Consider the following 26,437-nt stretch of genomic DNA (forward strand, 5'->3'; position numbering starts at 1 on the left):
TTAAATACCTTTTGCTGCTCTTTTTGCTATATACAATTCTGCAATTGTAGGGTTTTCTGGACACGCTTTTATTTGTTCGAAAACATCACCCGCTTTAACTAACCCTGTTTTAAGTACTTTAAAATAAACACCGCAATAAGTTGTATTCCAAAATTGTTTTACAATTTTCATATCATTAAAACGAACTCCTAATTTCATACAAGGATTTCTTTGAACAGTAGCCTCTAAAACAGTTTCACCAACTTTAAAAGTATCTCCTTGATGTATTTTTGTTTCATCTAAATCATCTACGGTTAAATTTTCGCCAAACATGCCCATTTCAAAATTTAAATCAGGATATAACTCCTTAAAGTATGCGTAATGTTTTAAAGAATAACCATAAACTGCTTGTAAAACGCCACCATGATGTTCTCTATCACAAATTGCATCTTCTTTTACTTCTTCAATATCTAAAAAAATAGGTTTATCTACAGCATATTTAAAAATACCTGTAGTTACGGATTTACCTTTCCAGTTAACCTCTTTTTTTTTACCAATATTTGTAGTAACAATTTTCATGAAAAAGATTTATTTTGTGAATTTAGATAATGCTTTCTTTGTAAAATCAGACAAAACCAATTCACCAGAAACAGCAGCTCTTGCTTCTAATAAAGCAGACCAATTTTCTGTACCTTTCCATAAAGCTTTTTTCATTTCTGCTAAAGCCATCGGATTATAACTAGCCAATTTTGAAGTTAAAATATCTATTTCTTTATCTAATTCTTTCTGATTTTCTAAAACTTTAGCATATAAACCTTTTTCTTTTGCCCAATACGCATTTTTCCAGCTTGTAGCGTCTAAAGTTAATTCTGCTGTACCAGAAACACCAATTTTTCTAGACACTGCAGGTTCTATAACAAAAGGACCAATACCTATTGTAAATTCAGATAATTTTATCGAAGCACTTTCTGTTGCCAAAACATAATCACAAGCTGCAGCAATACCAACACCACCGCCAACTGTTTTACCTTGAATTCTACCAACTATTAATTTACCACAAGTTCTTATGGCGTTAATTACATTTGCAAAACCAGAGAAAAACTGTTTTCCTTCATTCAAATTAGATACAGCGACCAACTCATCAAAAGAAGCACCTGCACAAAAAGCTTTTTCTCCTTCCGACTTTAAAACAATTACGGAAACATCATTATTTGATCCAACAGACAATAATTCTTTGGTTAATCTAGCTAATAATTCTCCAGGAAAAGAATTACTTGCAGGATGCCCAAATTCTATTGTTGCAATATTATTTTGAATGTTAGTGTATAAACTTCCGTTTTCTCTAGTTGTAGCCATAATTGTAAATTTTGAGTAAAAATAAGTTTTAAAAAATTAATAAAAGAATACTAATTTCTGATAAAATTAAATTTCCGAACTGTTTTCTGCCAATGGAATAAATTTATTTCTAAATTTAAAAACCAAAGGCAAACCTCTAGCAATAATCCATAATGTAAAAGCAATCCAAATAGCAACTAATTTATATTCTAAATAATCAAAAAAGAATAATGTGGGTATAAAAACAAAACCGGTTGCCAAAATTAAAAGGTTTCTTAAGTATTTCATTTCTCCCATACCTTTAAACATTCCATCGAAAATAAAGGTTACTGCGTTTATAGGTTGTGTAATTAAAACAATCCAAAAAACAGCATAAAACTGTTCTAAAACTGCATTTTCTTTGGTAAAAATTTCCCCAATAAAATTGTAAAAAAGAAAACCTATTAAGCCAATACAAACACCTACAATTAAACCATATTTAAATAATTTATTACTTAATTCAAGCAAACTTTTATAATCTTTTGCACCTAATAATTTACCAGACAAAATATTACCTGCACTAGAATAACCATCAATCATAAAAGCGCCCAATAACCAAATATTTAAACTAATTGTATAGGCGGCAATATATTCTTTACCGTAACCTGTTGCGTAAGAAGTAGCAAAATACAAGGCTACATTTAATGCAATTGTTCTAATAAAAAGGTTACCAATCATACCCAATAATCTTGGAATTTCGACATGAAAAGGCAATCTAACTTTTAAAGAAATAGGTGTTTTTTTAATTAATAAATATAAAGAGATTATAGCCATAGAAACCTGTGCAATTACACTTGCATAAGCAGCACCTTCTATATGCATTGCAGGTACAAAACCCTTTATACCATAAACCAAAATTAAATCTAAAATAATATTTATTGATGCGCCAATTATAGCAATAATCATTGGGTAAAAAGTGTTCTGTAAACCTCTAAAAGTACCAAATATGGCAAATACAAATAATGCAAACGGAAAACCAAATATTCTAATATTAAAATAGGTGATACAAAATTCTAAAATTTCTCCTGAAGCATTATAAAATTGAAAAATTTGTCTAGAAAACGGATATGATATTGCTAATACAATTAAGCTACCAAATACAATTATTGCAATTGCTTGTGCTGGTAATTCTTTAATATCATTAATCTTATTAGCGCCTACATATTGAGAAACTATAGATGAAATTGCACTTCTAATTTGCCCAAAAACCCAAATAAGCATCGAGATAAACGCACCAACAATACCAACTGCAGCAAGACTTTCTGTGGCATTTGTATCTATATTACCAATTATTGCAGTATCTGTAATCGATAAAACAGGTTCTGCAATACCAGCAATTAAAGCAGGAATTGCTAATTTATTTATATTTTTAAAGCTAATATTTACATTCAAAAGATAGATGTTTTTGCAAATGTACATTTCTAAAAAATGAAATCGAAAACGATTCTATTAAAATTAACTAACTTTGTAATAATAAAAACAAACCATTATGAAACACATTTTAGTACCCATTGGATCTACAGAAAACGCACAAAAAACCTTACAATATGCTATTGATTTTGCTTCAGAAATTAATGCAAAAGTCTTTGTTTTTAGAGCGTACAGTGTGCAGTCTAAAGCAGGAACAATGAAAAATGTAGATGCAATTATAGAAAAAGAGACTAATTTGTATCTAAGAACTATGGTTAATATTTGCGATGTTAAAAATGTTGAAATTAAACTGATTTCTGCTAAAGGTAACGTTGTAGATAGTGTTGAAGCTATAGATCAAGAATTGGGTATTGACCTAGTAATTGTTGGTACAAAAAGTAATTCTATAAAAGAAGGATTATTCTTAGGTAGAACCGCTGGTAGTTTAGTTAAAAAATCTAATTTGGCAATATTGGCTGTACCAGAAAATTATGAATATAAAACTGTTTCTAATATTTTAATGGCTTTTAAATCTGGTGTTGTAAAAAGTAAAACCGTTTTAAAGCCTTTAGAGTTTATTGTTAATAAATACAAAGCACAAGTAAACTTATTATTGGTTAAAACACCAAGTTATAAAGAAGAACACTTAGTGCTTCATAAAGATTTAGAAAGCTTACAAAGCACATTAACTGTTACCGAAAATGCAACTACTTTTCAAGGTGTTTTAGAAAACATAAAAACACACAACCCAGATATGTTATGTGTATTTAGAAGAAAAAGAGGTTTCTTTAAAAAACTATGGGAAAAGAACACTATTCTTAAAGAAGAGTTTTATTCTAACGTACCACTATTAGTTTTAATAGGTAAGTAAATTAATATCTTAAATCTGCAGGCTCTAAAAAATCTATTTTAGAGCTGTAGATTTCTTTAATATATATTTTAATCTCTTCAATAAATTCATCTAATTTTTCTTGAGTGATTTTAGTTTCTGCCTTTCTTCTTGGCAATGCAAAATCTATTGGTAAAAAACCACTGTTAAGATTTTTAAAAGAATAAATACCTGCTTCTAAAGGTTTAGAAAAATCATAATTTTTACCTTTAGTAAATAAATAAGTATACAATAAAACTTGTATCGCTTTTAAGTGCTTTTCATCTCTTAAATATTCAAATTCTGGCACTCTAAGATTACCACCGGTTACCATACCCGTTTTATAATCTATAATTCTTAACACTCCGTTTAACTCGTCTACTCTATCAACTTGGCCATGTAATTTAACCTTAAAATCTAACCCTTCAATTTCTATTTCTGCGGCCAAGTTTTCTTCTGTAGCAATTATTTTAAGTTGATTTTTGTCGTCTTCTAACAATTCTTTTTCTTTCGTTAGAAAATTAGTTACAAATCGATTCGCAACTTCAAAAATCAATCTGTTTTTACCTTTTGTTAAATCTCCGTTTTGAAATTGAAGTTCAAAGTGCTTTGTTACCAAATCTTTTGCTTCTTTTTGCATTTTTTTGATGTTAGCCACAGATAAAAACTGGTTTACAAATGGTGTGTACAGCTCATCTAAAGTCTCATGAACAACGGTTCCTAAAGTATTAAAAGCTACAGTTTCTTCAACATCATCAAACTCTTTAATTTTTAAAACTTTTTGTTTGTAAAAAGAAATAGGATTGTACAAATAATTAGTTAAAGCAGATGGCGATATTCCTTTTTTTGCCAATTCTTTTAATCGAGCAAAAGTGGCTTCGGTTTTATGTACTTCTTTTAATTGTTGCTTGTTAGATATTACTTTTGGCGAAATATTTTTATGAACTACATCTTGTCGCATCATTTCTAACTGCGTAACAAACCTACTTTTTTCTCCACTTCCAAAAGCGTCATGTTCTGTATTGTAAAGTATAAAAACATTCTTTGCTCTTTGCATCAATCTAAAAAAATGATATGAAAAAATAGCATCTTTTTCTCGATATGTTGGCAATCCGAAGTTGACTTTTACATCAAAAGGAATAAATGTATTTTGCTGTGAACTTGCTGGTAAAACACCTTCGTTTGTAGATGTTAAAATAATATTTTCAAAATCTAAAACACGTGTTTCTAACATTCCCATAAGTTGTAAACCTCTTAGCGCTTCACCTTGAAAAGAAAGTGTTTCTGATGTTATTAATTGTCTAAAAAATAACATTAACGTTTTTAAATCTGTAAAATAACTGTAAGTGCTTTGTAATGTTTTTAACTGTGTAAAAGCGGTATAAAATCTAAATAAATATTCTTTTTCTAGATCTGTAACATCTTCTTTTAAAAGATCAATTACGTCTAAAATTCTATCTAAAAAATTTGCAACTGTTGTAAAACTGCTAAACAGTGATAACAGAACTTTTTGTACATTTTCTCCGGATTTTTTTAAGAGCTGAACCAGCTTATCTTTATCTATAAAAATAAGATTTTCTTTACCAATTTTTTCAGTAAAATCATCTACTAAAGAAGCATTATTTTGTGATAATAACTTATAAATTGATTGATGTTTTAAAAACCGTACAACATCTTTGTGGTAAAATTGATTCTCTGCAGTTTTTTGGAGTTTTTCTTGAGAAATAAACAATTGAAAAATAGAAAACAGCAAGCTAGTTGTTGGTATATCTTTTAAAGGATATCCCATTGTTATGTTTATAGCATTGATGTTTTTAGGCAAAGAATTTAACGTAATTGGCAACAATGTTTCGTCTGCTAAAATTAGTGCCGTATTCTTAAAGTCAGAAAATTTTTCTAAAATTTCTCCTGCATATTTAACTTGTGTTGTGTTTTTTGATGCACCAATTACTTGAATATTTTTTGGTTGAGATAATTTGTTACTTAAGGTTTTTAATGAATTTTTCTCATAAAACTTCCATTCCTTTTTATACTTTCTGATAAAGTTTCCTGCTTGATGGTTCGAGTTAAAAAGTTGCTCATCTAAATCCCAATAAATATCAGAATTGTTGGTTTCTAGTACTTTTTGAAATAAGAATTCTTCTGCTTTATTTAATGCATTAAATCCTATAAAGAAGTATTTTTTTTGCTGATTATTCTTTAGATAAACATCGATATTATTACAAGCTTCTCGATACATTAAACCCTGGTAACCAATCTTTTTTTCTAATAAAAATTGATACAAAGGATTGTAAAAATTATTTAACTTTTCTAAAAAAGCATAATGATCTTTTATAAATTCTGTTTCTTTAAATGTGCCTGTTACAGACCATTTTTTTAATCGCTGAATATCTCTTATGTACACAAAAATTTCTCTTGTGTTTACCAAGTGTTGATCTATTTCATTAAAATCTTGCAAAACCGTAAATGCCCAAGAAGAAAATGTATCAAAAGAATCTGGTTTTTCTTCTAAACTCTTATAAATTGTATAAAAATGGAATAGCAATTGTATGCTATCTGCTTTGTCTATGCCAGAAACTTGCTGAATAAATTGCTCTATATTTAATGTTTCTGGTAAAAAACCAACAGATATTTTGTCTTTTAATGTTTGCTTTAAAAAAACTTTTGCTCTTTGTGATGGTAGTATAAACACCACATCTTCAAAAGATTTTGTAGTTTTTAAAATTGCGTCTAAAGTGTCAGAAATAAAAGATTGCATAGCTTTTTTTGAGATTCAATTGGTTTTCTAAATTACAAAAACTTACTTTTATAGCGAGTACAACTTTCTAATTAATTTCTATGAAAAATGAATTAAAAGTAACCGGAATTCAAGCCGATTTATACTGGGAAAATCCCACAAAAAACATAGCTTTCTTCGAAAACAATATAAACAACTTAGATAAAGACACAGATCTTGTTGTTTTGCCAGAAATGTTTACTACTGGTTTTACAATGCAACCAAAAAACGTAGCCGAACCTATGGATGGATACTCAGTTTCTTGGATGCGAGAAATGGCAGAAAAACATCAAATTGCAATTTGCGGAAGCTTGGTTATTGCTGAAAACGATAAATTTTACAATCGCTTTGTTTTTGTGCATCCAAACAAAGAATTAGAAACCTATAACAAGAGGCATTCTTTTACTTTGGCCGGAGAAAATAAAGTATACACTTCTGGTGTAGAAAGAATAATTATCAATTACAAAGGATGGAGAATTTGTCCGTTAATTTGTTATGATTTACGCTTTCCTGTTTGGGCTAGAAACACGGACAATTACGACTTATTACTTTTTATGGCAAATTGGCCGGTGACGAGAATAAAAGCTTGGGAAACGCTTTTAAAAGCGCGTGCAATAGAAAACATGAGTTATGTTATCGGCGTTAATAGAACAGGCAAAGATGCTAGTAATTACGAGTATTCTGGCAATTCTTTAATCGTAGATTTTTTAGGGGAAGAATTATCTAGTTTAAACTACAATGAAATTGGTATTGTAACTTCTGTAATTACATTAGATAAACAAAATATAGTAAGAGATAAATTAGGATTTTTAAATGATAAAGATTCTTTTACTATATATCAGGACTAAAAAAAAGCCACTAATATTAAATATTAATGGCTTTTTTATATGTAGTATTGCTTACAAAAATGTTTAGCCCTGATTGAAGTGACATCCTTTTTGTTTTTTCAACAAAAAGATATAACGGAAAGCAGGAAATAGCTTCTTATAATTTTAAGCTGGTAACATCCATTTAAAGTTAAATTTTGTGTCTGGCACAACAATTCTTTCTGTAATTCTGTACATTCTGTCTGGCAACTTCATTAAATAATCTCTTGCCTTTTCTGCCTCTGGTGTTAAGTTTGTAATCTTATCTATTTCCCAAGCAGTGTTTAATTTCTTAATAATGTCTACATAATCGAACCCTGTGTACACACCAATTCTTTGTGCTACAGAAGAAAAATCATCAAATAAACTTCCTTTTGCACCAAAAGATTCTCTTAAATGCATTGCAGGCATTACAATTTTATATTTCATCATGTGTTGAAACGCCAACATCATTTCTGATGGATCTATCTTAAAAATTTCTTTTACAAATTCTGTATAAGCTTGGTGATGACGCATTTCATCTCCTGCAATAATTTTTGACATTTTAGCCAAAGCTTTGTGCCCTTTTTTACGTGCAATTTTTGCTACGTTATTATGCGAAACATAGGTTGCTAATTCTTGAAAACTTGTATACACAAAGTTCTTGTATGGATCTGTAGATGTACCAATATCAAAACCATCTGCAATTAAATGCTGTGTAGATATTTCTACTTCGCGCATGTTAACTCTACCAGATAAATACAAGTATTTATTTAATACGTCTCCGTGTCTGTTTTCTTCTGCTGTCCAGGTTCTTACCCATTTTGCCCAACTATTATCTGGATCTTGGCTAACACCATCTAGATCTAACAACCAAGATTCATAGGTTGGTAAAGCTTCTTCTGTAATAGTATCTCCTACTAAAACCACCCAAAAATCGTCGTGTAATTCTTTAGACAATTCTCTAATTTCTTCTACTTCTGTAATAAAAGAGTCTTTTTGTGAATTTGGAAGAAAATCTGTTGGCTGCCAAATTTTTTCTGCAGGAATTAAGTATTTCTCCATAAAGCGGTCCATACTTTTTTCTAGCGTTAGCATTACTTCTTTTCTAATATTGTATATAGACATAAATTTCTATTTTATATGTTCTTTAATTACTTTTTCTGTTTTTTCTAATAGTTCTTCAAACGGTAAAGAATCTATTTTTATTGGCTCGTGAGTTGTAATAGTTATTGGACTTCCTAAACCTAATGGAAATTTACCGTATTTAAACACTTTCCAAGAATTATTAATAGTTAAAGGTACAACATAACCTTCTTTATTTACTTTTGTAATTACTTTTAATCCGTTAGAAGCAAATTTCTTAGGCTTACCATTTCTACTTCTTGTACCTTCCGGAAAAATTATTGCGCCCCAATTATTTTCTTTTATTCTTTTAGAAAAATTTATCAACTCGCTTATGGCTTGTTTTGGATCTTTTCTATTGATTAACGCCGCACCACCATTTCTTAAATTATAAGAAACACTTGGTATGCCTTTTCCTAACTCTATTTTAGCTACAAATTTTGGATAATGTTTTCTAAAAAACCAACCTATTGGCGGAATATCGAAAGTAGATTGATGATTTGACACAAAAATTATTGTAGTATCCTCTGGTAATTTATATTCGTTTTTTAACTTGACACTAACACCAAGTATTAGCATAGATTTTACCAAAAAGAAATTTAAAGCGTCTACTACTTTACCATGCGCGCTTTGCCCAAAAAGATGCAAACTTAACCATTGTAATGGATGGAAAATTAGCAAAAAAAGAAAAAATACCAATATAAAAATTGGTGATACTATATAACTAAGAATCTTCACAAGATGTGATTTAGGTTTTTGAATAAATGAACTTTACAAGAATGTTTTTAGAACCAATTGTTCCAAGGAATTCTAGATAATATCAATAATAAACCAATTCCGTAAAAGATTACAAATGTTTTAAACTTTGCAGCATCTTCTGTCTTCTTTTTATGTTTAGACCAACCAATTGTTATAAACACAATTGCTAAAATCATTGTAATAGGATGTTCTACGGCTAATAAACGTGTTGCAGGTTCTTTCATTACCGAACCAGCATCTGCCTTTAAGGCTTGAAACCAAGGTGACATAAAATACCAAGCTAAACCTATTAATAATTGAATATGAGTTAAAATTAAGGCAAATAAACCTATACGTAAATCTTTGTCTGTAAATTGTTTTTTTTGAGTTAAACCGATAATTGCATTTACTATAGCAAAAATTAAAATTGCCAATACAAGGTAAGCCCAATAAGAATGTATATCCTTTATCATAATATAAGTAGTTAGTTTTTTATTGTTACAAAGTTACTAATTTTTATGCATAAAAAAACCACCTCAATTGAGGTGGTTTTCTTAATTTATAAGATAAAATTGATTACTCTACAAATTTTACAAAATCTGTACCATTAAAAGTAACTTCTATAGTAGCGTTACCATTAGTACCATCATAAAAAGCATAAGTAACAATTACATTTTGATCTACTTCAATATCTGGAAAATTGTTTTTTAAGATTGTATTAATCTTTTCTAAACGAACTTCTTCAGTTTCTTCATCTGCACCAGATCTAGTGTCAAAATTATTATATCTGTCATTACCAACTAAAGCATAATCTGCAGAAGTTAAAGTATATCTAATTGTGTTATCTGGAACCCAGTTAGAACCTTCGTATGCAAACTGAGTAGTGTTCTCGATAACATTTGTGTATTGAGACCAAGCAGCACCATCATAAATAAAGAATGCTACAAAGCTATAAACAGTTCTATCTGTTGTAGAGCCATCTTCGTCGATGTCTTGGGTATCTGTTACGTATAATTTATACATTACACCTTCGATATCTCCTGCTTCTTTACCTTCAAACTTTAATTTTTCACTTAAATAAACTGGTATTTTAGTTAAAGCTTCATCTTCATTAGAAAATTGTGCTCTACCTTCTCCCATTGCAGTGTATTCTTCATCAGAAATACCTATAGACATTTCCCAAGTTCCATCATTATTGATAAAACCATTGTTACGAGTAGTTGTTGAACCATCGTAATAGTCGTAAGTTAAATCTACTAACAATCTATTTGCTGCGTCTGGATATTTAGCATCTAAAAAATCTGTAATTTGTTCTGAACTAGAAAAGTTAGGAAATCTTAAACCCTGTGCAGTATAATCTGCAGCAGTAACAGTATAAATAGTTAAACTTTTTTCATCTCTTTTTGGAGCGTATAACTTATAAGTTATATTTAATGCAGATCCTTCTCCTAAAGATGGAAATTTTGCACTTAAAAATCCTGGTAATTCTGCTTTAGCATCATCTTCTGAGCTAAAGTTACCAAAACTTAAACCTAACGTTGTATAATCTTCTTCTTGTAATGTATAATCGAAACCATCTACATTTGGTAATGCATCAATAACCTCGTTTACATCTTCTAATGGCGTACAGCTACTTAAAACTGTAAGCGCAACTGCGAATAAATAAATTATTTTTTTCATCTTGTGTTTTTTAGAAATTAATTTTTGCACCTACGCTAAAAGTTCTTCCTGCTCCGTAATATACACTTGCTGTTTGAGCATTAGAACCAGAACCATCTTGTGCGTCTGAAATATATACTGTATCGAATACGTTGTTAACTCTAGCAGTAATTGCTGTATCGAAGTTACCAAACTTAAATTTATGTCTTATTGAAGTATCAAATAAGCTATAGTTAGGTACTTTCCATGCATCAGGACCAACTTCTCCTCTAGAACTTGGGTCAAAATCTGCATATAAATCTCCGTAGTAGTTATAATCTACTGTAAAAGTAGTTTCTGGCGTTAATTTATAGTTTGTACCTAAAGCAAAAGTAGTTTGTGCAGCATCACCAACGTGTAAACCTTTAATAAGGATATCTACTTCATCAACCTTTGTGTTAGTTTCGTCAAAAATTTCAACATTTTCTACGTTACTATCCCATTTCCAGTCTCCTAAAGAAGCCATACCCGTAATAGTAAGTTTGTCTGATGGTCTATAGCTAAAGTCTAACTCTATACCTTTATGTAATGCATTTACACCTAAAATGTTAGCAAAAGCAATAGTATTATCTTGTAATTGGAAACGAGCAACCTCTGTTCTATCTTTCCAAGCAGTGTGGTATAAGTTTAAGTTAGCAGAAAACTTAGCACTTCTAAAAGTATAACCTAACTCGTAACTTGTAATTTTTTGATTTTCTGCATCTGCGTTAACATCTACGTTGTTACGGTTTGCAAAAACTGAGTTAAAGAATGGTGCTTTTTCAAAGTAACCTAAGTTTACAAAAACACCGTGGTTTTCATCTAAGTTATAGTTAACACCACCTTTAATACCATATCCTAAGAAATCGTATTTATCTGAAGTTTGATTTGGATCTGAATCTAAATATAAGAAACGATCTACTCTTTGATAATTTGTATTAGAAACGTTTGCAGAAACAAATGCAGAAATAGCATCTTTAGAATACTCTAATTGAGCAAAACCACCTAACCAACCAACTTTACCGTCGTTGTCATAGAAAATTACGTCTCCTACTTGTGCTTGGTTGTTTGGGTTATTTACATTAGAATCATCAGCTAAAAACTGACCTCCTAATAAGTCTGTTACTTCTGTATAGTGAATACCTGTATAGTTTCTGTAATCTAAACCAGCTAATAAAGTAAACTCATCTGTTAAATCTGTTTTTAAAGTAGATAAAACACCGTACCAGTTATGGTCGTTTCTAGAAGCTCTTAAAGCAGAGATAGAACCGTTTACACCATTTGCTATGTTTTCGTCAACAATTTTATCGAAGTTGATAGTTCCTAATGGTCCGTCTCTATATTCAGAATTGTCGTAACCAAACTTGTTAGCTCCAGCAGTTCCACCACCACCACCTGTACCAAAAGATACATAAGCTGCAGTAGAAATAAAAGTTTTATCAGAAAGTGTCCAGTAGTGATTTAAAGAAATCTGTGGCTTGTGATAAAAGTTATCTTCTGAGTTAGTTAACTGACCGTTTTTATAACCCCAATCTGAGTTATATTTTCTACCTCTTTCACTATCTCTAAAAGTTTTGATTAAGTGTCTGTTTTGTCTTTGACCATGTCTTTGTAATGCACCAAATGCAGTAAAAGATAATTTATGCTCGTCGTTTAACTCTTTAGAAACATTTAAAAAGTAGTTAAAACCTGTAAAAGGAGTTCCGTCTACATAACCTCTACCAGAAGTTTGTGCAGCAGAAACTGTTACAGCAACATCATTATCCATTAAACCTGTAGAATAAGTAAGACCGTATTTAGTGTAACCATCGTTACCTAAAGTGTAACCAAAGTTACCACCTTCTTCGATATCTGTAGTCTTAGAGATAATGTTAATTGTACCACCAATTGCAGGTACAGCAACTTTAGAAGCTCCTAAACCTCTTTGAACTTGCATTGCAGAAGTAACATCTCCTAAACCAGCCCAGTTAGACCAATATACTCTACCGTTTTCCATATCGTTAACAGGTACACCGTTAATCATTACAGCAACGTTTTCAGAATTAAAACCACGTAAATTAATTCTACCGTCTCCGTACCCACCACCTGCTTTAGTAGCGTATACACCAGGAGTAGATTTTAAAATCTCTGGAAATTCTTGAGTTCCTAATTTTAATTCAATTTCACTTGCTTTAATTGTAGAAACAGCAACAGGTGTTTTTCTATCAATTGCAAATGAGTTAGATACTACAACTATTTCATCTAATGAACCAGCATCTTCCATTAACATTACTGTTAATTTGTTGTTTGAAGAAGAATAAGCAGCTTCTTTAGATTTGTATCCAATAAAAGACACTACTAAAACACCTGAGTTAGATTTAGATTGTAAAGTAAATTTACCATTAAAATCTGTTGATGTTCCGTTTGTTGTTCCTTTTACAAGAACACTTGCTCCTGGCAATGGTTGATTTGTTTCATCGACAATTGTACCAGTAATTTTAGTTTGCCCTAAAACTGTAGCTGTTATAAAAAACAGTGCTACAAATAATAAGTTTTTAAAATTTTTCATTGTATAATTTTATGTTATTAAATGTTTTGCAAAACTCTTGCTTTTACAGAGTTCTAAAGTTAACTTAATGTTAAGTTTAACAAAGAATTAAGATTTATAAATATATGTAAATAAAACCTTACTATATAATAATCAAAGATTTAAATAAAAAAAATACTATTAACTAATTATAAATAATTAATTAATAGTATAAAAAATTGGTATTATTAGTCTTAATTTAATGCTTATTCAATAATTTTTTAGCCAACTCTTTTCCTAGCTCTACACCAAATTGATCGTAGCTATAAATGTTCCAAATTATACCTTGTGTATAAATTTTATGCTCATATAAAGCTATCAATTTACCTAAAGATTTTGGTGTTAGTTTATCAAATAAAATGGCATTACTTGGTCGGTTACCTTCAAACACTTTAAAAGGTAGCAATTGTGCTATTTTATCTTTATCCCCAGAAAATTTTAATTCTAAATGAACTTCTTCTTTTGTTTTACCAAATGCTAAGGCTTCTATTTGACCATAAAAGTTTGCCATTAATTTTTTATGATGATCTGTTAACCCGTGTAAAGACTCTTTATAACCAATAAAATCCGCAGGAATTAACTTTGTACCTTGATGCACCAATTGCATAAATGCATGTTGCATATTTGTACCTGTACTTCCCCAAACAATTGTACCGGTTTGGTAATCTATTTTGTCTCCGTTTCTATCTACACCTTTACCATTACTCTCCATAATAGCTTGTTGTAAATAATCTGGCAGCTTTTTTAAATACTGTGTGTAAGGTAAAACAGCTTCTGTTTCTGCATTGTAAAAATTATTATACCAAACACTTAACAATGCTAAAATTACAGGAATGTTATTTTCAAACTCTGTGTTTCTAAAGTGCAAATCCATTTCTTCTGCACCATCTAATAAGGCTCTATAATTATCGAAACCTACAGATAAACTGATAGACAAACCAACAGCAGACCAAAGTGAAAAACGCCCACCAACCCAGTTCCACATAGGAAAAACGTTTGCTTTATCTATCCCAAAACTATCAACTGCTTCTAAATTTGTAGAAACTGCAACAAAATGCTTTGGTATATCGAAAATTGTTGCCGATTTTAAAAACCAGTTTTTAAGTGTTTCTGCATTTGTTATGGTTTCTTGTGTTGTAAATGTTTTAGAAACGATTACAAATAAAGTAGTTTCTGGATTTAATTTCTTAATAATTTCTGAAACATGATCACCATCTACATTAGAAACAAAATGTGTTGTTAATTGATTTTTATAATACTGTAGCGATTCTACAACCATGTCTGGCCCAAGATCTGACCCACCAATACCAATATTTACAACATCTGTTATAGATTTACCTGTGTAACCTTTCCATTTACCAGAAATTACTTTATTACTAAAACTTCTAATTTTACGTAATGCAGTTTGAATTTGTGGCTTAATATTCTTACCATTTACTAAAACAGCTTCATCAGAATTACTTCTTAAAGCAGTATGTAAAACTTCTCTACCTTCTGTCGCATTTATGACTTCTCCAGAAAACTGCTTTTCTATAGCATCTTTTAAGTCTACTTCTTTTGCCAACTCAACTAATAAAGAAAGTGTTTCTTCTGTAATTCTATTTTTAGAAAAATCTACGGATAAATCTCCTAATTCTAAAGAAAAATCATCTTTTCTATTCGTGTCTTTACACAAATCTTTAATACTAATGTCTTTGTTATCATTAAAGTGGTTTGTAAGTTTTTCCCAAGCTTGAGTTTTGGTTGGATTGATGTTTTTTAAAGCCATTTTATTAATTTTGTGCTACTATTTCTTTTGTTATTGTAGGTTCTTCTATTACTGGTAAATTGTTGTCTAATTGATTTTTTAAAAGATACATATGTTTAAAAAATCTAGGTTTTAGACTATCTTTTAAAGGTTCTGCTTCTGGTAATTTTGTTTTTGGACTTAATGGATCTACTTGCCTTCCGTTTTTCCAAAAACGATAACAAACATGTGGTCCGCCAGAATTTCCTGTCATACCAACTAAACCAATTACATCTCCTTGTTTTACATAATCTCCTTTTTTAACCTTTCGAGTTTTCATATGTAAATATTGTGTAGAATAGATGCTATTGTGCTTAATTTTCACAAACTTACCATTACCACCTCTTCTGGTAGATTCTACAACAGTACCACTTGCAGTGGCAATTATAGGCGTACCAATTCTTGCCGCAAAATCTGTTCCTTTATGTGGTTTTACTTTATTACCGTAATATGCAATTCTTCTCTTTAAATTATATCTAGAAGAAATTCTATATTGAAATTTAATAGGACTTTTTAAGAACTGACTTCTTAACATATTTCCTTTTTCATCATAATATTCTTCTATTCCTTTTATAGAATCTGCTAAGAATCGAAATGCATATAAATCTTGATCTTTGTGTTTAAAAACTGCCGACTTAATCTTACCATAACCTGCAAACAGACTATCGTTTATAAATTTTTCTTCGAAAACAAGTTTAAAAGAATCTCCTTTTTGCAGTTTGTAGAAATCTAAAGTCCAAGCATAAATATCTGCTACAGCATACGTTAAATTTGGTGATAAATGTAAACTATCCATAGCATTAGAAAGATTCGAATAAATTTTTCCTTCGACTACTTTTTCTACAGTTTTTATAGGTTGCAAATAAGTATAAGCTTCTGTTATAGAATCTTTAAAATCTACAACTGTTGCTTTAATTTTATCATTTTTATAGATAAATACTTTTGCTTGCTCTAAAGAGTCTTTGCTAGATAAAATCATGTATGGTTTACCGGCTCTTACTTTTCTTACATCGAAAACATCTTTTATAGAACCTGCAATGCTGTTTATCTTCGGATAACTAACATGATGTCTATCTAATATAGCTCCAAAACTTTCTCCTGATTTAATTGTATCTAAAACAACCTTGTAATCATCTACCTTAAAACCATACTTGTATACAGGTTTTGGTGCTGGTTTTTTTACAGGTTCTTTAATTTTTTCTTCACTTTTACAAGCAAACAAAATAATAGTAGTTAGGAGGATGTAGAATACTTTTTTCAAAAAATTGGGAGCTATTAAATTTAACACCCAAAAGTACAAATAAAATTGATTTATTTTAAATCTTAAACCCGAAGTTCCTAAAACGGTTTCGTTAAAGTTTTAATAAATTAAATAAAATCTATTTAACTCTTTTTAAAATCGTTAGCTAAACCTTTGTAAGCTTCTAGCTCTGCTCTTAAAGAACCTACAGATAAATCTGCTTTCATTTTAATTGGTATTTTATTTAAATCATCAGTAATCCAGATTGTTACACTTTCTTGCGCTTTAAAAACTCTACCAGATTGCACTAACGGCCTAAATATTAAAGAATTAATTTTACCAAACTTAGTTTTTAAAACTTCTCTACCTAAAAAACGGAGCTTGAATGGATAAATTTGAGAATCCATAAACATATCTATTGCTATTTCATCTCCTTTTTCCATATGCTTTACATCTTGATTTCTTAAATAATAAAAAGATGAAAGCATGTCTTGTACATTAGAAAATGCGACTGTTGTATCTTTTTGATTTTCAAAATCTTGAACATAGGCTTTGTTGGTATTGTAATCAAAATTGGTAATTCTATGCTTTTTATAACCACCTTCATCAATCTTTCTCTTAAAAACATAAGGTTTTACTTCGTTTTTATCAAAATAACTTTCGTAAACATCATCTACTTTAAAAAACCATTTTATCATTCCAGAAGTCCAACCAGATCCTTTTGTATAGTATACTTTTTTACCATTTAAATCTTTTTCATCTACCTCTAAAATTGCCGTTCCTGCTCTTAAAAAACCACTATAACTCATCTTATAGCGTAACCATTCTCCGCTTTTAAATGCTTCTTTTTCTTCTTGAGAAAAAGTAGTAGTTGTTATTATTACAGTAATTAATAGTAAGATATATTTTTTCATCGTTTTCAAACTTATAAAAAACTAATGACAATTACTGTTCCAAAAAAGAAAAAAGTGATTTACTAATAATTTGTAAATCACTTTTTAACGTTTTCTTTAAATACTAATTTTTAAAAGAATCGTAGCATTGTTATCTAAAATGTTCCCCAATTCTTTAACTCTTCTTCGCTCCATAAATACGGATAAAAAATTCTTCTTTGATACTTTGGATGCATGTATTTACGCCAACTACTTCCGCCAGTTGCCTCTAAATCTTTTTCTTTTCCGCCTAAATATTTACCAGCAGCTTTGTAATGTGCCATTACCCATTTTACATTTACGGTATAATCGTAATGCCTCATTGCCTTTATTAGACTTGGGTTCTGCTGCACATCTTTTGGTAATTCTTTAAATTTTCGAGATAAATTTATATCGTTATAATCCTCCATGAAATCTATAAACTCACCTAAATACTTCTTTTCGAATAAGTTTAATAATGTAGATTTTTGACCTGTTGTGTAGTTTTTACCTGCTGCTTGCCAATACAAATGATTGTATGCATTCTTAAAAGAAGAATTTCTATCAATAGAATCTCTATATCTTGCGTCTATTAAGTTGATCAATTCTGTAGATGCAAATTCTATTTTACGATATTGTGCCGATTGAAAACCACTTGCAGGTGTTAATGTATTTCTAAATTTTAAATATTGTTCTTTCTCCATACCTTCTGCCATAACAGAAAAAGAATTGCAAAGCATATCAAAATATCTACTAATTCTATTTAAATGCATCGAAAACTTATCTGCAGTTACTTCTATAGCTTTTGATACTTGCGCAATCTCCCACAAAATCATTTTAAAAAGCAACTCGTTTACTTGATGATACATAATAAAAACCATTTCATCTGGTTGCGTTGTTCTTGGTGTTTGCAAACCTAAAAGTGCATCTGTCTGAATATAATCCCAATACGTAATTGGCGTACTATGCAACAAACCTTCTAACATTGCATCTACAGGAACACCTAATTTATCGTATTTTTCTTCTATTGCTTTGAGTATTTCTTCTCTGTTCATAATTTAAGAATCAAGATATAAGAACAAAGAAACAAGACTTTTTTTTGAAAATCTAATTTATTTGCCAAATAAAAAACCAAGAGTAAAATGATAATCATCTTACTCTTGGTTGTAATAATACTTTATAATAAGAACTTTACTTATAAAGTTCCTCTTTTTGCTTGTTCTCTTTCTATAGACTCAAACAATGCCTTAAAGTTTCCTGCTCCAAAACCTTTAGCTCCCATTCTTTGAATGATTTCAAAAAATAAGGTTGGTCTATCTTCTACTGGTTTTGTGAAAATTTGTAATAAATAACCTTCTTCATCCGCATCAATCATAATACCTAAACCTTTTAGTTTTTCGATATCTTCTTTTAACTCGTGGCTAAACTCTTCTAAACGACCAGGAACAGATTTATAATATTCATCTGGTGGCGTAGATAAAAACTCTACTCCGTTTGCTCTTAATTGCGATACTGTTTTTAAAATATCATCTGTTGCAACCGCGATATGTTGTACACCTGCACCTTCATAAAAATCTAGATATTCTTCTATTTGAGAACGTTTCTTACCTTCTGCTGGTTCGTTTATAGGAAATTTGATTCGTCCATTTCCGTTAGACATAACTTTACTCATTAATGCAGAATATTCTGTATGAATTTGCTTATCATCAAAAGATAAAAAGTTTTCGAATCCCATAACGTCTTCGTACCATTTCACCCAAACATCCATTTGATTCCAACCAACATTACCAACCATATGATCGATATATTTTAAACCCGCAGTTGGCGGATTGTAGTCTGATTCCCATTTTTGAAAGCCTGGTAAAAATGCGCCGTTGTAATTTTTACGTTCTACAAACATATGAACAGTTTCACCATAAGTATAAATTCCAGCTCTTACAACTTCACCGTGTTCATCTTTTTCTACGGTTGGTTCCATATAAGATTTTGCACCTCTAGAAGTTGTTTCTTCGTAAGCTTTTCTAGCATCTTCAACCCAAAGAGCAACAACTTTAACTCCGTCACCATGTTTTACAATATGGTCATTAATTGGCGATTTGCTATTTAACGGCGTTGTTAGCATCAACTTTATTTTGTCTTGTGTAAGTACATAAGACACAGAATCTTTAGCTCCAGTTTCTAATCCGCGATAGGCGTGTGATTGAAATCCGAATGCTGTTTTGTAAAAATGTGCTGCTTGTTTTGCGTTACCTACATAAAACTCTACGTAATCTGTTCCTAAAAGTGGAAGGAAATCTTGTGCTCCTTCAAATATTTTTTCTAAACCGTAGTTTACTGATTTTATTTCTTTTTTACTCATCTGTTTACTTTATAGAAAAGAGAGAAGAGATACAAGAGAAAAGATTTTTAGAGTTTATCTTGAAAACCCATGGTCATCTTTTGAAATTCTTGAATTTTTACTTCAATCTTTATTAATTGTTCTTTTTTTATATAATTTCTATTGCAAGCTATTATTAATTGGGTTTCAAGTTCGAAAGAAGAACCTAAAGAAATATCTTAAAAATGCGAAAATGATTTATCAGTTCTAGATGAACCTTCTGCAATATTACTAGGAATTGAAACAGAGCATCTACTTAGTTGAGATCTTAACCCGAATTTTTCATCTTTAGGAAACTCACTCAAAAGCCCAAAAACATCATCAACAATTTCAATTCCGATTTTCCAAATCTTTAAATTCTTGTAATTATGTCTTTTTCGCCTCTCCATTTTCTTTATTCTTTCATCTAACTTCTTTTCTCTAATTTACTCCAACCACGATTTGTAATAATCTTCATCGGCAATTTTCATAGCTTCTTCTGTAACCATTAAAGGTTTAAAAGTGTCTACCATAACTGCCAATTCTTCGGTTTTTGTTTTTCCGATACTTTTTTCTGTTGTTCCGGGGTGTGGTCCGTGCGGAATACCTGCTGGATGCAATGAAATGTGACCTTGATCGATATCGTTTCTACTCATAAAATCGCCATCTACATAATACAGAACTTCGTCAGAATCTATATTACTATGGTTGTATGGCGCAGGTATTGAATTTGGATGATAATCATACAAACGTGGTACAAAACTGCAAATTACAAATGCATTTGTTTCAAAAGTTTGATGCACTGGTGGCGGTTGATGAATGCGACCTGTTATTGGTTCGAAATCGTGAATAGAAAATGCGTACGGAAAATTATATCCATCGTAACCCACAACATCAAAAGGATGAGATGCGTATACCATTTCTATAATTTCGCCTTGTTTTTTTACTTTGATTAAAAAATCTCCTAATTCGTTATTTGTTTCTAACTCGTAAGGTCTTCTTAAATCTCGCTCGCAAAAAGGAGAATGTTCTAACAACTGACCAAACCAATTTCGGTAACGTTTTGGTGTATAAACGGGCGAGTATGATTCTACAATAAACAAACGATTGTTTTCATCATCGAAATCTAATTTATAAATAACGCCACGTGGTATTACTAAATAATCGCCGTATTTAAAATCTAGATTTCCAAGATGTGTTCTTAATTTCCCGGTTCCTTTATGGATAAAAATAACCTCATCTGCATCTGTGTTTTTGTAAAAATATTCTGTAGTAGATTGTTTTGGTGCTGATAAAATTATATTACAATCTGAGTTTGTTAAAACTACTTTTCTACTTTCTAAATAATCATTTTCTGGCGGAACTTGAAATCCGCGAAAGCGATATGATTGAATATTGTTTTCTTTTGCAATTTTAGGTTTTACAGAATATTGCTTGCGTATTTCTTTGACCATTGTTGGTCTATGTTCATGATAGCTATTGGTAGACATTCCGTCGAAACCAATGGTACCAAACAATTGTTCGTAATACAAACTACCGTCTTTTTTACGAAACTGTGTGTGTCTTTTTGGAGGGATTTCTCCTAATTTATGATAAAAAGGCATGTTTTTCTTAAAATTTAAATTAATAAAATTGATTAAAATAAAGATTTAAGAATAGTTATTCTGGATTGCGTTTGATAAGAAATTTTAAGTGTGATAGTAAATCTGAATACATTTCAATCGATTTAGTGAACTACACAAATATACAAAAAGCAAAGGAGATTTTAAGTAATTCTAAAATAGTCTAAAAATCTATTTATAATATTACTTAAAATCTCCTTATTTTATTAAAAAAGTAACTTACTTTTTTATTCTATCTTTTTTACAACTGCTTTTGGCGCTTCTTTTCTTGTTCCATCAAAACCATCAATTCCTCCTACAGTTGTGTACTTCATTACATATTTTTTATCAGGAAAAATTCTTTTATAAGCGCTTTGACACATTAAAGTTGCTTCGTGAAAACCACAAAGAATTAACTTTAACTTACCAGGATATGTGTTTACATCTCCAATAGCATAAATACCTGGTATATTTGTTTGATAATCTAACGCATTGTTAACTTTAATTGCATTTTTTTCGATTTCTAAGCCCCAATTTGCAATTGGACCTAGCTTTGGAGACAACCCAAATAAAGGGATAAAATGATCTGTTTCTATAGTAAAAGGTTCTTCGCCTTTTTTAACAACAGAAACACCTTCTACTTTATCTGTACCAATAATACCTTTAACTTCTGCTGGTGTTATAAGTGTAATTTTACCAGCATCTTTTAATTCTTGTACTTTATCTACAGAATCTAAGGCGCCTCTAAATTCGTTTCTTCTATGTATTAAAGTTACAGAAGATGCAACGTCTGTTAAGAAAATAGACCAATCTAAGGCAGAGTCTCCACCACCAGAAATTACTACTTTTTTATCTCTATAAAACTCTGGATCTCTAATAATATACTCAACACCTTTGTCTTCAAAATCTTTAATGTTAGGAATCGGTGGCTTTCTTGGCTCAAAAGAACCTAAACCACCCGCAATTGCAACTACTTTTGCATGGTGTTTTGTGCCTTTATTTGTGGTAACAACAAAAGTACCATCTTCTTGTTTTTCTACAGTATCTGCTCTTTCACCTAACGTAAAACCTGGCTCAAATTGTTTTATTTGCTCCATTAACCTTTCGGTTAAATCTCCTGCTAAAATTTCTGGATAAGCAGGTATATCATAAATAGGTTTCTTCGGATAGATTTCTGAACATTGCCCACCAGGTTGTGGCAAAGCATCTATTAAATGACAACGCAATTTTAACAAACCTGCTTCAAAAACGGTAAACAAACCTGTTGGTCCTGCGCCAATTATTAAAATATCTGTAGTAATCATTCTTTATTATGTTTTAAAACCTCACAAAGTTTTATTCTTGTGAGGCTTTTATTTTTATTGTTTGCGTTAGGGATTGCAGCATTTGTTTGAGCTCTTTTTTACTTTTTCTGTAAAAAAAGCGAGTGCAAAAGCCCGACCTTTTTAGGGAACGCCCAAAATTATATTATTGCTTTTAATTTAAAACTGATTTTTGTCAGTTTAAGCAACATTTATAACTTCTTCTATTTGTGGTGCATACTTTTTAATTGTAGCTTCTACACCATTTTTTAAGGTCATTTGGTTTACAGAACAACCTGTGCAAGCGCCTTCTAATTGTACTTTTACAATAGCATCTTCTATAGATAAAAGTTTAATATTACCGCCATCACTCATTAAAAAAGGGCGAATTTCTTCTAACGCTTTTTCTACATTGTCTAATGTTTCTTGTGCTGTCATATAAAATGAATTTATTTTGAACTACAACCACTCATTGTTGTTATTCTAACAACTTCTGTTGGTGGTAAGTTTTCGTTTCTTTTTAATAATTCTGAAACCATTTCTTTAGTAATCTCGTTAAAAGATTCTTCTAAAATTGTTCCGTTTTGTAATGCTACCGGATGACCAACATCACCAGACTCTCTAATACTTTGTACTAAAGGAACTTCTCCTAAAAACTTGGTATTAATGTCTGTTGCTAAATTTTTTGCGCCATCTTGCCCAAATATATAATATTTATTGTTTGGTAACTCTTCTGGTGTAAAATATGCCATGTTTTCTATAATTCCTAAAACAGGCACATTGATATTTTCTTGCTGAAACATTGCAACACCTTTTTTAGCATCTGCTAAAGCAATGTTTTGTGGCGTACTAACTACTACAGCACCGTTAATTGGAAGTGCTTGTACTATTGATAAATGCACATCTCCGGTTCCTGGAGGTAAGTCTATTAATAGAAAATCTAATTCACCCCAATCTGCATCAAAAATTAATTGATTTAATGCTTTCGAAGCCATTGGTCCACGCCAAATAACAGCTTGATCTGGGTTTGTAAAGAAACCTAATGATAACAATTTTACTCCGTAATTTTCGATTGGTTTCATTTTAGAACGACCATCTACATTAACAGAAAGTGGTTTTTGCTTTTCTACATCGAACATAATATGTTGCGACGGACCATAAACATCAGCATCTAAAACACCAACATTAAAACCCATTTTTGCTAAGGAAATAGCTGTATTTGCTGTAATTGTAGATTTACCAACACCACCTTTACCAGAGGCAATGGCAATTATATTTTTTATGTTAGGTATTTCTTTACCTCTAATTTGATTCGGGTTTTCTTTAACTGCTGGTTTTTCAACTTTAACGTTAACCTTTACAGTTATCTCTTCTGAAACATTTGTTTTAATTGCTTTTGAAATCTCTGACTCGATTTTCTTTTTTGCCTGCAACGTTGGGTTGCTAATAGTAACATCTACCTCTACTTCATTACCAAAAGTAACAACATTGGTAATGTTATTGTTTTCAACTAAACTTTTACCTTCTCCTGGCGCGGTAATAGTTTCTAATGCCTTATATATATCTTGTTTCTTAAAACTCACGTCTTATCTTTATTTAATCTTGATTGCAAAGATACATCTTACTGATTAGAAATTAAAGCTTGTAGATACTCAATATTTATTACCTAATAAAGCATTCTTATTTTTAAAAATAAATTTTTATTACACAACTACGATTTTTTACAATAAAACAAATTTGTTTATCAATAGATTTGAGTATATCAACCCCCCTAATGATGAAAAAAAATTTATTTACTGTAAGTATTGTAACTTTATTTCTAACTTTTACCAATGCTTTTTGTCAGGATGTAGCTTATGCTATCGAAGAAAACAACTCTTCTGAAACTACTTTTAGCTCAAGCAACACATCTAATACAATTTTAGAAAACGGTACTTATTCTTATAAGTTAGGTTCTAAAGAAGTAATTGTATCTATTAAAAATGGATATTACACAGAAACTTATGCTAACAATGAGTTTATTAAGGCTAAAATAGATTGGTTAACAAAAAACCAATACATTTTAACAATTGTAGATTTAAATAAGGAAAACCTTCCTTTTAAACAAGGTACCAAATTAACAACTAAAATTACCAAAGTTAAGGGCAATCAATATTTTTATAAATCTGATTTAATTGATACTCATAAAGCTTCTTGGACAGGAAAATTCAAAAAAATAACAAACATATAAAAACAAACTAAAATTAACCCAAACCCTAATTAACCCAGGTATTTAATTTGTCTAAACATTAAATATTTAAAACCCCTACATTATGAAAAAAACTACCATTAAAACTCAAATCTTTATTGCATTCTTTTTTTTAGGATTAAGTACATTTTTTGCGCAAGATGTTGCTATGAATTCGAATGAGTTAGAATTATTTGAAACCGATTACAAAACAGATCCAGAGGATAAAGAAGTTATTAAAGAAACAGCTTTAGAAGAAGGAAAATACGCTTACACAAGTAAAGGTAAAGAAGTAATTGTTGAAATAAAAGATGGTTTTTACACAGAATATCACGGTGAAAACGAATTTATTAAAGCAAAGATTAATTGGTCTTCAGAAAACAACTATAAACTTGTAGTTACAGAAATTCAAAAAGAAAACCTACCTTTTAAAGAAGGTACAGTTATGGAAACTGAGATTATTAAAGTAAAAGGAGATAAATTTTATTACGAATCTAATTTAGAAGGACTAACTTGGTCTGGTAGATTTAGAAAAATAGAATAATCGCTATAAAAACAGAGATGTTCTAATTTGTTATTTAAAGCCTATCATTTTTATGATAGGCTTTTTTTATAAAAGTAGCTAACACACTTAAAACAAATCCTTTAAAATTCAAAAACTTAAAATATTATAACAAAAAATTAAAATTATGTAAAATATAAAACCTAATGTGTTATTAACTTTGAGGTATAGAATAAATTAATTAAAATCCCCCATTTATTATGATCAGCAAAATATTAAAATTTACAGGAACAGCCTTGATAGTGTTTTTAGGCTTACAAACATTAAAAGCACAAAATTCTGTTGTTGCTTCTAACTTTAGAAACAATTATTACCAATCTAGTTTACAAAACAGCAAAAATAGTTCTTTAGAAATTAAAGAAACTCTTTTAGAAGAAGGTAAATATGTTTATACAAGTAAAGGAAACGAAATTATTGTAGAGATTAAAGACGGTTACTACACAGAATATCATTCAAATAATCAATATATAAAGGCCAAAATAGAATGGTCTGCAGAAGACAAGTATTCTTTAGAAATTATTGATATTAATAAAGACAATCTTCCTTTTGAAGTTGGTACCAAAATGGATACCAAGATTGTAAAAATTAAAGGATCTAGAATATATTATGAGTCTAATTTACAAGGACTAACTTGGTCTGGAAAATTCAGAAAAATTTAAATCGACTTGCTATAAAAATAGAAATGTTTAAATTAGTTAAGACACCTATCATTTATTTGGTAGGTGTTTTTATTTCAATAGTTTAAAATTGATTTATAACTCGGCAGAAGGATTCCAGAGAACTTTATCAAAATCTATAATTTGATTCTCTATTACTTTTATTCCTTCATTTTCTAATAACTGTTGCATTAAGTTAGTACCATCAAAATGATGTTTACCTGTAAGTAAACCTTTTCTATTTACAACTCTGTGTGCTGGTACATCTTCTAAATTATGCGCTTTGTTCATTGCCCAACCAACCATTCTTGCAGATCTTGCTGCACCTAAATACGTTGCAATTGCACCATACGTTGTTACTCGACCAAAAGGAACTAAACGTGTTACTGCATAAACTTTTTCGAAAAAATTATCGGTTTCTTTCATAGCGTGAATTTAC

Annotated in this window: 24 protein-coding genes and 1 pseudogene; 5 read left to right on the forward strand and 20 right to left on the reverse strand. The window is 30.2% G+C overall.

Translation table 11 applies throughout. The features are described from left to right. From BXQ17_RS09460 to BXQ17_RS09470, 3 genes are all read right to left on the reverse strand, one after another. The gene (locus tag BXQ17_RS09460; RefSeq protein ID WP_077810411.1) at positions 1-558 is read right to left on the reverse strand and encodes an MOSC domain-containing protein; all 558 of its coding nucleotides are present in this window, start codon (positions 556-558) and stop codon (positions 1-3) included. A gap of 9 nt (positions 559-567) precedes the next feature. Beyond that, entirely contained in the window at positions 568-1,335 is a 768-nt protein-coding gene (locus BXQ17_RS09465) for an enoyl-CoA hydratase/isomerase family protein (protein WP_077810412.1), read from the reverse strand. A 66-nt stretch (positions 1,336-1,401) separates the two neighbouring features. Next, positions 1,402-2,745 carry an MATE family efflux transporter gene (locus BXQ17_RS09470; protein WP_077810413.1) on the reverse strand — a complete coding sequence of 448 codons (1,344 nt, stop codon included), beginning with the start codon at positions 2,743-2,745 and terminating at the stop codon, positions 1,402-1,404. 97 nt (positions 2,746-2,842) lie between these two features. Here BXQ17_RS09470 and BXQ17_RS09475 point away from each other — a divergent pair, with 97 nt between their 5' ends. After that, a complete protein-coding gene (locus tag BXQ17_RS09475; protein ID WP_077810414.1) occupies positions 2,843-3,634 on the forward strand; it encodes a universal stress protein in 792 nt (263 codons plus the stop codon). Between the two features lies 1 nt (position 3,635). On the opposite strand, the gene BXQ17_RS09480 is transcribed toward BXQ17_RS09475, so the two are convergent. Then, positions 3,636-6,389, reverse strand: a complete 2,754-nt coding sequence (locus BXQ17_RS09480; RefSeq protein WP_077810415.1) for a PD-(D/E)XK nuclease family protein — start codon at positions 6,387-6,389, stop codon at positions 3,636-3,638. An 80-nt stretch (positions 6,390-6,469) separates the two neighbouring features. Between BXQ17_RS09480 and BXQ17_RS09485 the strand changes: the two genes are divergently transcribed. Further along, a complete protein-coding gene (locus BXQ17_RS09485) occupies positions 6,470-7,255 on the forward strand; it encodes an amidohydrolase (protein ID WP_077810416.1) in 786 nt (261 codons plus the stop codon). 144 nt (positions 7,256-7,399) lie between these two features. Here the strand turns inward: BXQ17_RS09485 and BXQ17_RS09490 are convergent, their stop codons facing one another. From BXQ17_RS09490 to BXQ17_RS09560, 15 genes and pseudogenes are all read right to left on the reverse strand, one after another. Beyond that, positions 7,400-8,380: an acyl-ACP desaturase gene (locus BXQ17_RS09490; RefSeq protein WP_077810417.1), complete on the reverse strand. Its 981-nt coding sequence runs from the start codon at positions 8,378-8,380 to the stop codon at positions 7,400-7,402. 6 nt (positions 8,381-8,386) lie between these two features. Beyond that, complete coding sequence (locus BXQ17_RS09495) at positions 8,387-9,115, reverse strand: 1-acyl-sn-glycerol-3-phosphate acyltransferase (protein WP_077810418.1); 729 nt, start codon at positions 9,113-9,115, stop codon at positions 8,387-8,389. 47 nt (positions 9,116-9,162) lie between these two features. After that, positions 9,163-9,585, reverse strand: coding sequence for a hypothetical protein (locus BXQ17_RS09500; RefSeq protein ID WP_077811397.1), 423 nt, complete (start codon positions 9,583-9,585; stop codon positions 9,163-9,165). 106 nt (positions 9,586-9,691) lie between these two features. Beyond that, a complete protein-coding gene (locus BXQ17_RS09505) occupies positions 9,692-10,795 on the reverse strand; it encodes a hypothetical protein (RefSeq protein ID WP_149025891.1) in 1,104 nt (367 codons plus the stop codon). Positions 10,796-10,805: 10 nt separating this feature from the next. Then, positions 10,806-13,340 carry a TonB-dependent receptor gene (locus tag BXQ17_RS09510; protein ID WP_077810420.1) on the reverse strand — a complete coding sequence of 845 codons (2,535 nt, stop codon included), beginning with the start codon at positions 13,338-13,340 and terminating at the stop codon, positions 10,806-10,808. 217 nt (positions 13,341-13,557) lie between these two features. Next, positions 13,558-15,126 carry a glucose-6-phosphate isomerase gene (pgi, locus tag BXQ17_RS09515; protein ID WP_077810421.1) on the reverse strand — a complete coding sequence of 523 codons (1,569 nt, stop codon included), beginning with the start codon at positions 15,124-15,126 and terminating at the stop codon, positions 13,558-13,560. A 4-nt stretch (positions 15,127-15,130) separates the two neighbouring features. Further along, positions 15,131-16,405 (reverse strand): peptidoglycan DD-metalloendopeptidase family protein, encoded by a 1,275-nt coding sequence (locus tag BXQ17_RS09520; RefSeq protein WP_077810422.1) that lies wholly within the window; start codon positions 16,403-16,405, stop codon positions 15,131-15,133. Between the two features lie 122 nt (positions 16,406-16,527). Further along, entirely contained in the window at positions 16,528-17,298 is a 771-nt protein-coding gene (locus tag BXQ17_RS09525; RefSeq protein ID WP_077810423.1) for a DUF3108 domain-containing protein, read from the reverse strand. 134 nt (positions 17,299-17,432) lie between these two features. Next, positions 17,433-18,350: a tryptophan 2,3-dioxygenase family protein gene (locus tag BXQ17_RS09530; protein WP_077810424.1), complete on the reverse strand. Its 918-nt coding sequence runs from the start codon at positions 18,348-18,350 to the stop codon at positions 17,433-17,435. A gap of 140 nt (positions 18,351-18,490) precedes the next feature. Beyond that, entirely contained in the window at positions 18,491-19,654 is a 1,164-nt protein-coding gene (hppD, locus tag BXQ17_RS09535) for a 4-hydroxyphenylpyruvate dioxygenase (RefSeq protein WP_077810425.1), read from the reverse strand. Positions 19,655-19,701: 47 nt separating this feature from the next. Next, positions 19,702-20,061: pseudogene (locus BXQ17_RS09540) on the reverse strand (four helix bundle protein). 36 nt (positions 20,062-20,097) lie between these two features. Next, entirely contained in the window at positions 20,098-21,255 is a 1,158-nt protein-coding gene (locus tag BXQ17_RS09545; RefSeq protein ID WP_077810426.1) for a homogentisate 1,2-dioxygenase, read from the reverse strand. Positions 21,256-21,500: 245 nt separating this feature from the next. Continuing rightward, entirely contained in the window at positions 21,501-22,556 is a 1,056-nt protein-coding gene (locus BXQ17_RS09550) for an NAD(P)/FAD-dependent oxidoreductase (RefSeq protein WP_077810427.1), read from the reverse strand. A gap of 198 nt (positions 22,557-22,754) precedes the next feature. Further along, entirely contained in the window at positions 22,755-22,991 is a 237-nt protein-coding gene (locus tag BXQ17_RS09555) for a NifU family protein (RefSeq protein ID WP_077810428.1), read from the reverse strand. An 11-nt stretch (positions 22,992-23,002) separates the two neighbouring features. Further along, complete coding sequence (locus tag BXQ17_RS09560) at positions 23,003-24,136, reverse strand: Mrp/NBP35 family ATP-binding protein (RefSeq protein ID WP_077810429.1); 1,134 nt, start codon at positions 24,134-24,136, stop codon at positions 23,003-23,005. Between the two features lie 191 nt (positions 24,137-24,327). Between BXQ17_RS09560 and BXQ17_RS09565 the strand changes: the two genes are divergently transcribed. From BXQ17_RS09565 to BXQ17_RS09575, 3 genes are all read left to right on the forward strand, one after another. Then, positions 24,328-24,783 (forward strand): hypothetical protein, encoded by a 456-nt coding sequence (locus BXQ17_RS09565; RefSeq protein WP_149025892.1) that lies wholly within the window; start codon positions 24,328-24,330, stop codon positions 24,781-24,783. An 82-nt stretch (positions 24,784-24,865) separates the two neighbouring features. Further along, positions 24,866-25,324: a hypothetical protein gene (locus BXQ17_RS09570; RefSeq protein ID WP_077810431.1), complete on the forward strand. Its 459-nt coding sequence runs from the start codon at positions 24,866-24,868 to the stop codon at positions 25,322-25,324. 218 nt (positions 25,325-25,542) lie between these two features. Then, entirely contained in the window at positions 25,543-26,001 is a 459-nt protein-coding gene (locus tag BXQ17_RS09575; RefSeq protein ID WP_077810432.1) for a hypothetical protein, read from the forward strand. 93 nt (positions 26,002-26,094) lie between these two features. Here the strand turns inward: BXQ17_RS09575 and BXQ17_RS09580 are convergent, their stop codons facing one another. After that, positions 26,095-26,424, reverse strand: coding sequence for an MGMT family protein (locus tag BXQ17_RS09580; protein WP_077810433.1), 330 nt, complete (start codon positions 26,422-26,424; stop codon positions 26,095-26,097). Between the last annotated feature and the right edge of the window lie 13 nt (positions 26,425-26,437).

Source organism: Polaribacter sp. BM10 (genome assembly GCF_002005425.1).
Classification (GTDB): Bacteria; Bacteroidota; Bacteroidia; order Flavobacteriales; family Flavobacteriaceae; genus Polaribacter; species Polaribacter marinaquae.